Source organism: Sphingomonas horti (assembly GCF_009753715.1).
Classification (GTDB): Bacteria; Pseudomonadota; Alphaproteobacteria; order Sphingomonadales; family Sphingomonadaceae; genus Sphingomonas_B; species Sphingomonas_B horti.
In genome coordinates this window covers 109,992-123,810 of sequence record NZ_WQMS01000002.1, presented here as the reverse complement: position 1 = coordinate 123,810, position 13,819 = coordinate 109,992, and the positions used below count along the sequence as shown (strand labels likewise).

General features: G+C 68.7%; 14 protein-coding genes. 4 read left to right on the top strand and 10 right to left on the bottom strand.

The genetic code is table 11. The features are described from left to right. The first annotated feature begins 23 nt into the window (after positions 1–23). Both ggt and GON01_RS03150 read left to right on the top strand, forming a co-directional pair. Complete coding sequence (ggt, locus tag GON01_RS03155) at positions 24–1,736, top strand: gamma-glutamyltransferase (protein WP_232328620.1); 1,713 nt, start codon at positions 24–26, stop codon at positions 1,734–1,736. Between the two features lie 35 nt (positions 1,737–1,771). Continuing rightward, the gene (locus tag GON01_RS03150) at positions 1,772–3,559 is read left to right on the top strand and encodes an AMP-dependent synthetase/ligase (RefSeq protein ID WP_157025916.1); all 1,788 of its coding nucleotides are present in this window, start codon (positions 1,772–1,774) and stop codon (positions 3,557–3,559) included. Positions 3,560–3,563: 4 nt separating this feature from the next. Here the strand turns inward: GON01_RS03150 and GON01_RS03145 are convergent, their stop codons facing one another. The 3 genes from GON01_RS03145 to GON01_RS03135 are packed head-to-tail and all read right to left on the bottom strand — an operon-like array spanning position 3,564 to position 5,832. After that, entirely contained in the window at positions 3,564–3,977 is a 414-nt protein-coding gene (locus GON01_RS03145; protein WP_157025915.1) for a hypothetical protein, read from the bottom strand. Positions 3,978–4,012: 35 nt separating this feature from the next. Next, the gene (gene gloB, locus GON01_RS03140; RefSeq protein WP_157025914.1) at positions 4,013–4,744 is read right to left on the bottom strand and encodes a hydroxyacylglutathione hydrolase; all 732 of its coding nucleotides are present in this window, start codon (positions 4,742–4,744) and stop codon (positions 4,013–4,015) included. Beyond that, positions 4,741–5,832, bottom strand: a complete 1,092-nt coding sequence (locus tag GON01_RS03135) for an NAD(P)H-dependent flavin oxidoreductase (RefSeq protein WP_157025913.1) — start codon at positions 5,830–5,832, stop codon at positions 4,741–4,743. The genes gloB and GON01_RS03135 overlap by 4 nt, the downstream gene beginning before the upstream one ends. Positions 5,833–5,876: 44 nt before the next feature. Here GON01_RS03135 and GON01_RS03130 point away from each other — a divergent pair, with 44 nt between their 5' ends. Beyond that, positions 5,877–6,608 (top strand): SIMPL domain-containing protein, encoded by a 732-nt coding sequence (locus GON01_RS03130; protein WP_157025912.1) that lies wholly within the window; start codon positions 5,877–5,879, stop codon positions 6,606–6,608. Between the two features lie 12 nt (positions 6,609–6,620). On the opposite strand, the gene GON01_RS03125 is transcribed toward GON01_RS03130, so the two are convergent. From GON01_RS03125 to GON01_RS03100, 6 genes are all read right to left on the bottom strand, one after another. Further along, positions 6,621–7,037 carry a VOC family protein gene (locus GON01_RS03125; protein ID WP_157025911.1) on the bottom strand — a complete coding sequence of 139 codons (417 nt, stop codon included), beginning with the start codon at positions 7,035–7,037 and terminating at the stop codon, positions 6,621–6,623. A gap of 4 nt (positions 7,038–7,041) precedes the next feature. Continuing rightward, positions 7,042–7,770, bottom strand: a complete 729-nt coding sequence (locus tag GON01_RS03120) for a tetratricopeptide repeat protein (RefSeq protein ID WP_157025910.1) — start codon at positions 7,768–7,770, stop codon at positions 7,042–7,044. Between the two features lie 4 nt (positions 7,771–7,774). After that, positions 7,775–8,500: an alpha/beta fold hydrolase gene (locus tag GON01_RS03115; protein ID WP_181600253.1), complete on the bottom strand. Its 726-nt coding sequence runs from the start codon at positions 8,498–8,500 to the stop codon at positions 7,775–7,777. A gap of 49 nt (positions 8,501–8,549) precedes the next feature. After that, a complete protein-coding gene (locus GON01_RS03110) occupies positions 8,550–8,804 on the bottom strand; it encodes a DUF6356 family protein (RefSeq protein ID WP_157025908.1) in 255 nt (84 codons plus the stop codon). Positions 8,805–8,865: 61 nt separating this feature from the next. Beyond that, complete coding sequence (locus GON01_RS03105) at positions 8,866–9,915, bottom strand: M48 family metallopeptidase (RefSeq protein WP_157025907.1); 1,050 nt, start codon at positions 9,913–9,915, stop codon at positions 8,866–8,868. 6 nt (positions 9,916–9,921) lie between these two features. Beyond that, complete coding sequence (locus GON01_RS03100) at positions 9,922–10,992, bottom strand: YjgN family protein (protein WP_157025906.1); 1,071 nt, start codon at positions 10,990–10,992, stop codon at positions 9,922–9,924. A gap of 105 nt (positions 10,993–11,097) precedes the next feature. On the opposite strand from GON01_RS03100, the gene thrS reads away from it, so the two are divergent. Continuing rightward, positions 11,098–13,101, top strand: coding sequence for a threonine--tRNA ligase (gene thrS, locus GON01_RS03095; RefSeq protein ID WP_181600252.1), 2,004 nt, complete (start codon positions 11,098–11,100; stop codon positions 13,099–13,101). On the opposite strand, the gene GON01_RS03090 is transcribed toward thrS, so the two are convergent. Beyond that, positions 13,088–13,786 (bottom strand): GNAT family N-acetyltransferase, encoded by a 699-nt coding sequence (locus GON01_RS03090; protein ID WP_157025905.1) that lies wholly within the window; start codon positions 13,784–13,786, stop codon positions 13,088–13,090. The two genes, thrS and GON01_RS03090, sit on opposite strands and share 14 nt — an antisense overlap. Positions 13,787–13,819: the final 33 nt, after the last annotated feature.

The following is a 13,819-nucleotide window of genomic DNA, read 5'->3' as shown; positions in this document are numbered from 1 at the left end:
GCGGCACATTAGGGTCGCGCGCCATGAAACGCTTCCTCCTCGCCCTTCTCCTGGTCGTCCTGCCGCAATCGCTTGCGGCGCAGGGCATGGTCTCCGCCGCCGACCCGCGGGCAGCCGCGGCCGGCGTCGAGATCCTCAAGAAGGGCGGCACCGCGACCGATGCGGCGATCGCGACCATGCTGGTTTTGAACGTGGTCGAGCCGCAAAGCTCCGGTATCGGCGGCGGGGCTTTCTTCGTCAGCCACGACGCCAAGACCGGGAAGGTCACGACGGTCGACGGCCGCGAGGCGGCGCCGCATGCAGCGGGGCCGGAATGGTTCTACGGCCCGGACGGCAAGCCGCTCAGTCATGGCGAAGCAGTCCCTGGCGGCCGCAGCGTCGGCGTGCCGGGCGCGCTCAGGGCGATGGCGATGGCCCACGCGAAATCGGGCAAGCTCTCATGGGCGACCCTGTTCGAGCCGGCGATCCGCATCGCGCGCGACGGTTGGCAGCTCACCCCGCGCTTCGCGCAGGTCGGCGGCGGCGCGATCCGCAAGCTGGATGCGGGCGCGGCGCGCCTCTTCCTCGGCCCCGACGGCAAGATCCTGCCCGCCGGCACCACGGTGCGCAATCCGGAGCAGGCCGCGCTGTTCGAGCGCATCGCGCGCCTGGGCCCGGACACGTTCTATGTGGGCCCGCAGGCGGAGAAGCTGGTCGCGACGGTGAACGGCGCCGCGCGCAATCCCTCCAAGATGACGACGGGCGATCTCGCCAGCTATGAAGCGAAGGAGCGGCCGCCCCTCTGCGACACCTACCGCACCTATCGCGTCTGCAGCATGGGACCGCCCTCGTCGGGAGGGATCACCGTGCTGATGATCCTGAAGCAGCTGGAACGCTTCGACATGGCGAAGCTGGGCGTCGCCAACCCGGTCGCCTGGCACCTGTTCACCGAGTCGTCGCGCCTCGCCTATGCCGATCGCGACATGTACACCGGCGATCCCGACTATGTGCAGGTTCCGATCAAGGGCCTGCTGGACCCCGCCTATCTCGCCAGCCGTTCGGCGCTGATCTCGCCCGACAAAGCCCTCGAGACGATCGAGCCGGGCGTGCCCCCCGGCGCGCCGAAGCGGATTCGCGTGCCGGCCAGCGAGGTGCCGGGAACGACCGACCTGGTCGCGGTCGACCGCGCCGGCAATGTCGTCGAGGTGACGGCGACGATCGAAAGCGTGTTCGGGTCGGGCCTGTCGGTCGACGGCACCATGCTGAACAACGAGCTGACCGACTTCGACATCGTGCCGAAGGACGACGGCTATCTGGTGGCGAACCGCGTCGAGGGCGGCAAGCGGCCGCGCAGCTCGATGGCGCCGACCATCGTCTATGACTCGTCCGGCCATGTCCGCCTCGCGCTCGGCGCCGCCGGCGGGCCGACGATCATCGCACAGGTCGCCAAGGCGATCATCGCCGTGGTCGACTGGAAGATGAGTGCGCAGGACGCGATCGGGCTGGGCCTGATCTTTGCGCCGGGGTCGGTCGCCTATCTGGAAAAAGGGACCCAGGCGGAGGAGATGGAGCCCGCCCTCAGGGCGCTCGGCGGGCAATTTCGGGTCGCACCGCTCGGCCTCAAGGCCAATGCGATCGAGCGGGTCGGCGGCAAATGGGTCGGCGCCGCCGATCCGCGCAGCGAAGGTGTCGCCATCGATGAGGAGGGCCATATGACCGTCATCCGCCGCAGGAACGACAAGCGCCCGCCGGAATGAGGCGGTACTGACGAGACAGAGAAGCGGGAGAGAGAATGCGGCAATTCGAGCGCTTTCCGAACCTGGTGACGATGTTCTTCACGCGCGCACGGGAAGGCGCCGACAAGCCGTTCCTGTGGCGGAAAGTGGAGAATGCGTGGCGCCCGATCAGCTGGGGAGAGACCGCGCGGCAGGTCGCTGCGGTCGCCGAGGGGCTGAAGCGGCTGGGGCTGAAGCGCGGCGACCGGGTCATGCTGGTGTCCGAGAACCGCCCCGAATGGTGCATCGCGGATCTCGGCATCATGGCCGCGGGCTGCGTGACGGTTCCCACCTACATCACCAACACCGAACGCGATCACCTGCACATCCTGGAGAATAGCGGCGCGGCGGCCGTGATCGTCTCGACCGAGAAGCTCGCCAGGACCTTGCTGCCGGCGGTGCTGCGCTCGAACGACGCGCGGCACGTGATCGCGATGGAGCCGCTGCGCATGCAGCAGGCCGGCACGATCGCTTTCCATGACTGGGCGTCGCTGCTCGCCGCCGAAGCCGATGTCGGCGCGGTCGCCGCCGCCGCTGACTTCGGCCGCGACGATCCCGCCTGCATCATCTACACCAGCGGCACCGGCGGCGCGCCGCGGGGCGTGCCCCAGCATCACGGCGCGATCCTGCACAATGTGAACGGCTGCATCCGCGTGATCGCCGAGGATTTCGGCTGGGACGACGAGGTCTTCCTGTCTTTCCTGCCGCTTTCCCACGCCTATGAGCATACCGGCGGCCAGCATTTCCCGATCGGGCTGGGCGCGCAGATCTACTATGCCGAAGGGCTCGACAAGCTCGCCAGCAACATCGAGGAGACGCGGCCGACGATCATGGTCGTGGTGCCGCGGCTGTTCGAGGTGCTGCGCGCGCGGATCGTGAAGAATATCGAGAAGCAGGGCGGGATCGCGCCGGGGCTGCTGCGCCGGGCCGAAGCACTGGGCGCGAAGGACCTGGACGGGCAGCTCTCCCTCTGGGACAAGCCGGCCGACCTGCTGCTGGAACGCATCTTCCGGCCCAAGATCCGCCAGCGCTTCGGCGGCAGGATGAAGGCGATGGTCTCGGGCGGGGCACCGCTCAATCCCGAGATCGGCGTGTTCTTCCACTCGCTGGGCCTGACCCTGCTCCAGGGCTACGGCCAGACCGAGGCCGGCCCGGTCATATCCTGCAACCGGCCGAGGGTGGGACTGAAGATGGACACCGTCGGTCCGCCGCTTGCCGACACCGAAGTGCGCATTGCCGACGACGGCGAGATCCTGGTGCGCGGCGAACTGGTGATGCACGGCTATTGGCACAATGCGGCGGAGACGGCGCGCGCGCTGAGGGACGGCTGGCTGCACACCGGCGATATCGGCCACTTGGACGAAAAGGGCCGGATCGTCATCACCGACCGCAAGAAGGACCTGATCGTCAACGACAAGGGCGACAATGTCTCGCCCCAGAAGGTCGAGGGCATGCTGACCCTGCAGCCGGAAATCCTGCAGGCGATGGTCTATGGCGACCGCCGGCCCTATGTCGTCGGCTTGATCGTGCCCGATCCGGAGTGGACCGCGGAATGGGCGATCGCGAACGATTACAAATGCGACTTCGCGGCGCTCTCCGACAATCCGATGTTCAAGGCGGCGCTGATGGCCGCGGTCGACCGCGTCAACAAGGACCTGTCCGTGATCGAGAAGGTCCGCCGCATCGTCATCGCCGATGCGCCGTTCGCGATCGACAACGAGCAGCTGACCCCCTCGATGAAGATCCGCCGCCACGTGCTGAAGGACGTGTACGGGTCGCGCCTCGACGCGCTGTACAAGGGCTGAGCGGCTATTTCACCGTCCGGTACGGCACGAACTCGCCGAGCGCGCAGGCGCCGGGGGAATAGCCCTGGCTATAGTCCTTCACCTGCGCGATCTCGCCGCTGCACAGCATACCGGTGGGCGTGCGGGTCTCAAGCGCGAGGTTGCTGTTGAGCCCCGGGCAGCCGCCAGGCGGGTCGTTGCGGTACACGAGGTTGTTGCTGATTTTGTACAGGATCGTCTTGCCGCCGACATAGTAGGTCGAGCGGATCTGGCGCTGCGGGATGCAGCTGACCGGCGGCCCCGGCTGCTTGCCGGCGAGCCACTGGTCCATGATCTTCAGGTCGCGCTCGACGGCGTGGTCGCCGGTCTGGCTGAGCGCGGCGGTGCCGACCAGGGCCGCCGAGGTTGCGATGAGAGCGATGCCGACAAGATTGCGCATGACGGACCTCCTTGCGTGTCCTCGCACAGAACGCGTCACCCCCGGAAAGTATCTTTGGCCGCGCGCCTTTCGGCAAGCTGAACCGCGTCGCGGGCGCGCATGAACGGGTTGGTCGCGCGTTCCAGGCCGATCGTCGTCGGCACCGTCGCCTCGCCGCGTTCGCGCGCGGCCGACACGTCCGCCATCCGCCGCGCGATCGCGTCATTGTCCGGCTCCGCGGCCAGCGCATAGCGGCCGTTCGACAGCGTGTACTCGTGCGAGCAATAGACCCGCGTGTCCGCCGGCAGGGCGGCAAGCCGCTGCATGTTGGCGAACATCTGCTCGGCCGTGCCTTCGAACAGCCGGCCGCAGCCCATCGCGAACAGGGTGTCGCCGACGAAGATCACGCGCTCCGATGCGAAATGATAGGCGATATGGCCGGCGGTGTGCGCAGGGACCTCCAGCACCTCCGCCTCCAGTGCGCCGAGCCGGACGCGGTCGCCCTCGCGCACCTGCCGGTCGAGCGTCGGGATGCGCGCGGCTTCGGCGGCGGGGCCGGTGATCGCGCAGCCGGTCGCGTCCTTGATCGCGGCATTGCCGCCGGTGTGGTCGGGGTGCCAATGGGTGTTCCAGGTCTGGGTGATGCGCCAGCCGCGCGCCTCGGCCGCTGCTAGCACCGGCTCGGCCGCTGCCGGATCGATGACCATCGTCTCGCCCGAGCCTGGCTCGCGCACGAGCCAGATGTAATTATCGCTGAGCGCAGGGACGCGGACAATCTCGAGTGTCATCGACTCAGCTCCTTCAGCGCATCGCGCACCAGCCGCTCCACCGTCTCCGTAGCAGCTTCGGCGCGGGCGAGGGGAGCCCCTTGCCCCGCCCAGAGCGGCGTGAAGTCGTCGCGCCCCGCCGCTTCCGCCGCCTTGCGCAGCGGCGCCAGCGCCGCAGACGCATAGGGATAAGGCGGCGCTGCTGGGTTCATCGCGCCGAGGTCCGTCGTCAGCCGGTTTGGAATCCCGCGCGCCGCCCGACCCGAAACCAGGTTGGTCATCATGGTATGCTCGGCCCGCGCGCTCGCCAGCGCCGCGCGATAGGGTGGCGCGATCAGGCCTTCCGGGCTGGCGAGGAAGGCGGTGCCGAGCTGCACCGCCGAAGCGCCCAGCGTCAGCGCGGCGGCGATGCCACGACCGTCCATGATGCCGCCGGCCGCGATCACCGGGACCGGCAGCGCCTCGCTCAACAGGCGGACCAGCGCGAACAGCCCCACCTGCTCGGGCGCGTCGGTCAGGAAATAGCCGCTATGGCCGCCCGCTTCCCAACCCTGCGCGATCACCGCGTCGACACCCCGTTCGGCAAGCCAGCGCCCTTCGGCGAGGCTGGTCGCGTTGCCGATCACGAAGGCGCCGGTCGCGCGCACCCGTTCGAGCAGGTCCGGTGCGGGCAGGCCGAAATGGAAGCTGACCACCTCGGGCCGAACGCGCTCAACCAGCTCCGCCCATTCGGCGGAGAAGGGCCGGCGCAGCGGCGGCGGATCGCCGGGGCCGACTTCCAGCTCGGCATAATAAGGCGCCAGTAAGGCGCGCCAGGCACCATCGTCCGGCGCTTCGGGCAGCGCATGGCAGAAGAAGTTGAGGTTGATGGGCGCGTCCGCCGCGGAACGGAATTGCGCCACTTCGCTTTCGATCCGCTCCGGCGTCGACATGCCGCAGGGAAGCGCCGCGAGGCCGCCCGCGCGCCCGACGGCGGTCGCCAGATCCACCCCGCCGGCACCGGCCATCGGCGCCAGCAGGATCGGATGCCTGACGCCGACAGCCTTGGCCGGCGTGCCTGCCGGCCATCCGCCGGATACTCGACTCGTCGACGTAAATGCACGGTTCATCGGCAATGCTTCAGAAAAGCAGGTGCATATCGGGGAGTCGCTGCATGAACGCCGTCACAACCGTCACTCGCGGCACGCTGCTGGCCGCGTCGGCCTTGATCGCGGTCGGCGCGATCGGCGGCGGCTACTTCATGGGCGACGGGCTGCGCCGCGCCAAGATGGCGGAGCGCTCCGTGACGGTCCGCGGCTTGGCGGAGCGCAACGTCACCGCCGACCTTGCGACCTGGACGATCGCCTTTTCCGAAACCGGCAGCGAGCTCGCGCCGGTGCAGGCGTCGATCGACGAGAAGAGCCGTGCCGTACGCGTCTTTTTCGAGCAGGCGGGCTTCCCCGCCAACGCGGTCAGCGACGTCGGCGCGAGCGTCAACCAATTCTTCGACACCAACCGGCAGCAGAATGTCGTGACCGTCCGCCGCCGGCTGCAGCTGCGCACCAACGACGTGATGCGCGCCCGCGCCGCCTTTGCCCGCCAGGCGGACCTGATCCGCGCCGGCGTCGCGCTCGAGGAAGGCAGCGGCATCGTCTACAGCTTCACCCGGCTCAATGCGATCAAGCCGGCGATGATCGCGGAAGGCACCAAGAGCGCGCGCCAGGCCGCCCAGCAATTCGCCGCCGACAGCGACACCGATGTCGGCGCGATCAAGTCGGCCAGCCAGGGCTATTTCTCGATCGGCCCGCGCGACGGCGACGTCGACGGCAATGGCGGCGGATCGGGCACCGATTCGCCTTTCCAGAAAGTGCGGGTGGTGACGACGATCGATTTCTATCTCCGTTAGGGCTGCGCCCGTTCACCAGCTGCCCGTGTTCGGCATCGACGCCCAGGGCTCGGCAGGATCGAGCCGGCCGTCCTGCAGCAGCTCGATCGAGATGCCGTCGGGCGTCTTCACGAAGGCCATATGGCCGTCCCGCGGCGGCCGGTTGATCGTCACGCCGGCGTCCATCAGCCGCCGGCAGGTCTCGTAGATATTGTCGACCCGGTAGGCCAGGTGGCCGAAATTGCGTCCGCCCGAATAAGCTTCGGGGTCCCAATTATGGGTGAGCTCGACCTCGGCGACGCCTTCCTGGCCGGGGGCAGCGAGGAAGATCAGCGTGTAGCGGCCCGCCTCGTTCTCCATCCGGCGGACTTCCTTCAGCCCGAGCAGTTCGAAGAAGCGGATCGTTGCGTCCGGGTCGCTGACGCGGAGCATCGTGTGCAGATATTTCATGGCGTCACTTCCGCTGCGCCGCGCCTTTGAGTCGGTCAAGCTCGGCCTGAGCCGCCTGCGCCGCCTCGCTGCCCGGCTGCACCTTGATCGCCCCTTCGAAAGCGACCCGAGCCGCATCGGCCGAGCCAGACGCGAGCGCGATCCGGCCGGCCTCCAGCGCGACGCTGGCATCATCGGGCGACAGTCGGGACGCCTCGCCGATATCCTTGCCGGCGCGATCCAGATCGCCCATCCGCCGCGCGAGGGAGGCCGAGAGCAGCCAGGCAAGCGGATCTTGGGGGACCAGCCGCAGCGCATCGTCCATGTCGATCCGCGCCTCGGGCAGCCTGCCGAGCGCCACCTGCGCGCGCGCGCGGTCCAGATGCGTCTCGCCGCTGGCCAGGCCGGACAGCCGCCCGCTCAGCAGCGCGGCGTCGAACGCGCCGACCGCCTCCCGCGCCTGCCCGGCGGCGAGATGGGCGTTGCCTGCCTGCACCCACAGGTCGCCGACGACGTCCAGCTCGTCACGATCGGCCTCGTGCGCGGCCTGCTCGAACGCGGCCGCCGCCGCCGGCCATTTGCCCAGCGCGGCAAAGGCGAGCGCGGCGCATTGCTTGGCCGAAAAGCCGCCGCCCTGCAGAATCCGGCCATTGGCGACGTCAAGCGCCCGGGCCGGGTCTTGCTTCAACAGCGCAGCGCAATCGATGGCTGCGGGAGCGGGAGCGGCGGCGAGCAGGAGCGGAAGCAGGATCATGGCGTCATACCGGCAAGGAAGCGACGGTCGCGATCATCAGGTCCAGGTCCTGCGGCCGCGACAGGCGATGATCGCCGTCCTTGACCAGGATCGTCTGCACGTCCGCTGAACGCAGCTTGCCCGCCAGATGGGTCGAATGGTGCCACGGCACGTCGGCATCGCGCTGGCCATGCAGCAGCCGCACTGGGCAGTCGATCGCGATCTCGCGGTGCAGCATCCGCAAACCCTCGCCCGATTGCCAGAAGCCGCGCGTGGTGACGAGCGGCGCGCCATAGTCGGACGGGCGCTCCAGCCGCCCATCGGCGAGAAGCGTCATCTTGTCGGCCTGGGAGAAGCCCCAGTCGGTGAAGTCCGGCGCAGCCGCGATGCCGACGAAGGCCACGATTCGCTCCGGCCGCGCCTCGGCGACCAGCAGCCCGATCCAACCGCCCATCGACGAGCCGACCAGCACCAGCGGGCCCTTGTTCAGTCCGTCGATCAGCGCCAGCGCATCGTCGCGCCACAGTGCAAGCGTGCCCTCCTCGAAACTGCCCTCGCTCTCGCCGCAGCCGGAATAGTCGAAGCGCAGCATCGCCCGGCCCTGCCGCTCCGCCCAGGCATCGAGCGCGACGGCTTTGGTGCCGGCCATGTCCGACGAATAGCCGGGCAGGAACACGAGCGTCGGGCCGCGGCCGTCGCGCAGATTGTAGGCCAAACCTGGTCGACCGGGGCGAGGCAGGAACGATGTCATTTGCGGCGAAAGGTCACGAAAGGTCGCACTGACCATGGGCGAGCAGCGCTCAGATCACCCACTCGATCGAGCGCATCTCTATATTGGCCGCGCGCTTGGCGGCCCGCTTGGCAACCATCTGGTCGTAGAGTTTTTTGACCGTGCCGCTGCCGGTGGTGACGAACAGCCCCGGCACCAGCGCGTGGACGACGCAGGCGGCGCCGCCGACGATCATCTTCAACCCGAACCCGCCGGCCGCGGCGAAATGCTCGGCATAGCTCTCGCCGACCTCGGCCGGGTGATCGCGGAACAGCTTGGCGAACATCGTCTCTCCCTCATCGGCGGAAGGACGCGGCCTAGCACAACAGGCGCCGTGTAGGACAGCCTCAGTCGCCGGAGCGCGGTCTGGACGAGCAGATCGCGCGCAGGTCCGCCCATTCCCGGGGCGTGAGCGCCGGACGGTAAGATGCGCCCTTGATCGCCGCGCCTTCGAACTTCTTCTCCCGCGCCGAAGACAGCGGGTGGGAGGAGAGATAGGCCAGCGCCGGCTCGAAGCGGCCGGCTTTCCCCTCCAGCCCGCCGAGGCGCCGGAAGAAGGCCGCGGTCGGCGCCGGTGAAATATCCGCGCGCTTCAGCATCGCGATCGCGCCCTGGTCCGCATCGGCCTCGGCACGGCGAGTGAAACTCAGCGACACGAAGCCGTCGACCCGGCCCGCGGTGGTGCCGCCAAGCGCGGTCGTGAACACGCCCACGCCGAACTCGCGGAGCAGCGCCGCAGTGATGTGGCGGTGGCGGACGTGCGCGATCTCATGGGCCAGGATGCCGGCAAGCTCGTCCGGGCCCTGAACGGTCTCGAACAATTTGTCGAAGATCATGATGTTGCCCGCCGGTAGCGCCGCCGCATTCACCACCGGCACGTCGACGACGCGGACGTTCAGATCCTCCGGATGCGGATCGAGCTCGGCCGTCAGCTTGCGCAACGCCGCGTCGCCGGCGGGCGAGGAACAGTATTTCCCGCCGAAATTACCGACCAGCACGGCGCCATAGGCGCGCTCGACCGACGGCGGCACCAAAGGCGCGAGCAGGGTCGGCGCGAAATAGCCGAACGCCAGCACCCCGGCGGAAATGGCGCCGCAGGCCGCGACCGCCCACCACAGGCCGATCCGGTCGATCCACCCGCCATAGCCGTGGCGGCGCGGAAACAGCCGGTCGATCTCCGGCGGGACCGGCGCGGCCAGCCGCAGGCGCCAGCCCTGCACCGCCGGCCTGACGAGAGTCAGCCCGGCGCGGCTGCGCTCCGCCAGCGCAAGCTCGGCAAGCGGCACCTGCTCCTCCCACTCGCCGGGGATCGAGAGGCGAAGGCCTGCGCCGTCCGCCGCGACGGCGACCTCGTGGCGAACCGCGCTGGCGCCGTCATAGAGGTGAGCCGGCGTCAAGCGGCCTCAGATGGCACCAATATCGAAGGCGGAGGCGAGGCCTTCCGCGTCCGCGCCGACCGGCGACGTTGATTGGGTCAGCGTGTCGAGGCTCACTTCGCCGGACGCCTCCAGGTGCCGGATGAAGAACGCCCAATTCCGGTACGAGATGAAGACGAAGCCGATGCCGAGCGTGGCCAGCACGATGCCGACATGGCCCAGGAACAGCTTCAGCCAGTCCATCGAGCGGGCGGTGAACGCGAACTGCAGCCCGCCCATTTCGAGGCTGCCGATCGCCTTGCGCGCATAGGCCGCGAAGAAGCCGAGCCCGACGATCGCCCAGACGGCGTAGATGGCGAAAATCGTCGCCAACCCCATCAGCGCGACGGTCTCAGGATTGCTTCCGCCCTGGCTGGCGGTGGCCACTACGACAAGACCGGCGAGGATCGGCGTCGCCAGCACCAGCATCCAGCGGCCCATCAGCCCTTCGGTGTTGGCCGAGGCCTCGAACGGGTGCGGGCCGAAGCTCATCCGGTTCCAGCGTTCGTTCCAGAGCGACGTCCACGCCCAGGGGACGAGAAGGCCGATCACGAACGCGCCGACCAGCGTCTTCCACAGGTAGGAAAAGGCGAAGCCCCAGCCGCCCGGCTCGCCGCCGCCGCGGATGCCGTGCCAGTAGGTGCGCGACAGCCGGTAGCGAAGCGCGCGGTAGCGGGCGAGCCCGACCAGCGCGAAGAAGCCCAGATAGAGGCCGAGCATCAGCAGGAATGCCGGCGCGACCAGCCCGCGCAGGATCATCGCCTGAAAGCCGAACTGGACGAACAGGATCGCCGGCAGCAGCACCGCCATCACGATCACGAAGCCGATGAACATTTCCCGGCCCGTGCCGGTCCATTCGAGCGTATCGTCGATAAACTCGGTCCGGCTCCACAGATAGCGACGCTCGCGCGCACGGGCCCAGAAGCGATAGATGCCCAATGTGACGATCGTCAGCAGCAGGTTGGTGAGCGCGATCGGCGCGAACTCGCGCCAATTGCCGGTAAAGCGGAACGCGCTGTCAGGCGCGGCCGCGTCGAATCCCTGCCGTTCGATATTCATGATGCCCCTCCCCCCGTTTGCCCGCATCCTGTCGCGATTCGGATTTGCTGGCAATGCCTTGACGGCGCGACTTGTCCGGCGGGATCGAAGCGCTATTTGCCCCTTATGTCCGAGATGATCCGCATCACCCTTCCCGACGGCTCCGCGCGCGAGGTTGCGAGCGGCACGACCGCGGCCGAGATCGCGGCGGCGATCGGGCCGGGGCTGGCCAAGGCGGCGCTGGCGGCGCGGGTGAACGGCGAGGTGCGCGACCTGGGCCGGGCGATCGACTATGACGCGGAGCTGGCGCTGATTACTGCCCGCGACGAGGCCGACGCGCTGGAGCTGGTGCGCCACGACTATGCCCATGTGCTCGCCGAGGCGGTGCAGACCCTCTTTCCCGGCACGCAGATCACGTTCGGCCCGGCGACCGAGGACGGGTTCTACTACGACTTCGCGCCGAGCGCGGAGCATGGTCCGTTCACCGAGGAGGACCTGCCGGCGATCGAGGAAGAGATGCGCCGCGTCATCGCGCGCGACGAGGCATTGGTGCGCGAGGTCTGGACGCGCGACCAGCTGATCGCGCACTTCCGCGCGCATGGCGAGACGTTCAAGGCCGAATGGGCGGCCGAGCTGCCCGAGGGCGAGGAGCTGACCGTCTATCGCCAGGGCGAGTGGCTCGACATGTGCCGCGGGCCGCATCTGGCGTCCACGGGCAAGCTCGATCCGCAGGCGTTCAAGCTGACGCGCGTTTCCGGCGCCTATTGGCGCGGCGACCAGAAGAACGCGATGCTCTCCCGCATCTACGGCACCGGCTGGCTCAACAGGAAGCAGCTGCAGGAGCATCTTCACCGGCTGGAGGAAGCGGCCAAGCGCGACCATCGCAAGATCGGCGCCGAGATGGACCTGTTCCACCTGCAGAGCGAGGCGCAGGGCTCCGTCTTCTGGCACCCGAAAGGCTATCTGATCTGGCGGCAGCTGGAAGCCTATATGCGCCGCCGGCTCGACGCGGCCGGCTATGAGGAAGTGAAAACCCCGCAGCTGATGGACGCGCGCCAGTGGGAGCAGTCCGGCCATTGGGGCAAGTATCGCGAGAACATGTTCGTGGTGCCGGACGAGATCCCCTCGACCGAGGACGACGCGCCGATCCTGAGCGGCGATGCCGACCTGATGGCGCTGAAGCCCATGAACTGCCCGGCGCACGTGCTGATCTTCAAGCAGGGCATCAAGAGCTATCGCGACCTGCCGATCCGCATGGCGGAGTTCGGCTGCTGCCACAGGAACGAGCCGCACGGGGCGCTGCACGGCATCATGCGCGTCCGCCAGTTCACGCAGGACGACGCGCATATCTTCGTGCGCGAGGACCAGCTGATCGAGGAAGTGAAGCAATTCTGCGACCTGCTCGACAGCGTCTATCGCGACCTGGGCTTCCCCAATTACGCGATCAAGCTGGCGCTGCGCCCCGAAAAGCGGTTCGGCAGCGACGCGGAATGGGACCGGGCCGAGCAGAATCTGCGCGACGCGGTCAAGGCGGCAGGCCGCGACACGGCCGAATTCGGCTGGGAGGAACTGCCCGGCGAAGGCGCCTTCTATGCGCCCAAGCTCGAGTTCCACCTGAAGGACGCGATCGGCCGCACCTGGCAGGTCGGCACGATCCAGGCGGACACGGTGCTGCCGGCGCGGCTCGACGCGAGCTATGTCGGCGAGGATGGCAACCGCCATCGGCCGGTGATGCTGCACCGCGCGATCCTGGGCACGTTCGAACGCTTCATCGGCATCCTGATCGAGCACCATGCCGGCCGCTTCCCGCTGTGGCTGGCGCCGGTGCAGGCAGTGGTGGCGACGATCGTGTCCGACGCCGACGATTATGCCGGCGAAGTGCTGGCGGCGCTGGAGAAGGCGGGGCTGCGCGCCGAGGCCGATCTTCGCAACGAGAAGATCAACTACAAGGTGCGCGAGCACAGCCTCGCCAAGGTCCCGCACCTGCTGGTGGTCGGCAAGCGCGAGGCGGAAGAAGGCAAGGTCGCGATCCGGTCGCTAGGGCAGGAAGGGCAGCGGATCATGCCGCTTGACGAGGTCGTCGCCTGGCTCGCCGCCGAGGCCGTGCCGCCGGACCTCAAGCGGGGCTGAGTCCGCCAGGCCCGCGCCGCAGCACGGTGAAGGTCAGCTGCGCCCGCAGCCGGAAGCCGAGCGCTTCGTAAAGCGCGATCGCGCCGGCGTTGTCCGGATAGACGTGCAGGAAGGCCGCGTCGCCTTCCCCCACGATGCGGTCGATCAGCACGCGCATCAGCCGTCCGGCGAGGCCGCGGCCACGGAAATCGGGGTGCGTGCAGACCGCGCTGACTTCGGTGAAGCCCGGCACCCGCATCCGCTGTCCGGCCATGGCGATCAACCGGCCGCCTTCGCGCACGCCGATGAAATGCCCCATCCGGTGCGTCCCGGCGAAGAAGGGGCCGGGGGCGGTCAGCGTCGCCAGCGCCAGCATCTCGGGCGCGTCCTCCTCGCCCAGCACCTGATAGGCGAACCCCTCCATGACGCCAGGCGAGGCACGCGCGACCATCTGGTCGACCGCCGCCTGCTTCTCGATCCCGGCGCCCGGAATCGGGGGGAACGGCGCCGCCTCGACCAGCCCGATCGGCCCGCCGTCCAGAAAGGCGCCGATCGCCGCCGCGCACGCGTCCGACGGCTCGGCACCGGCCGCGAACAGGTTGATCTTCGGCCGATACCGCCGCGCCCGGGCATCGCCGATGGCCAGCGACGCCTGCCGCGTCGTCAGCGCATTCCACACCGGCCGGTCGAGCGGGTGGTCGGTCATAGCTCCCCCTTTTCCATTCGCACGCCTATGTAG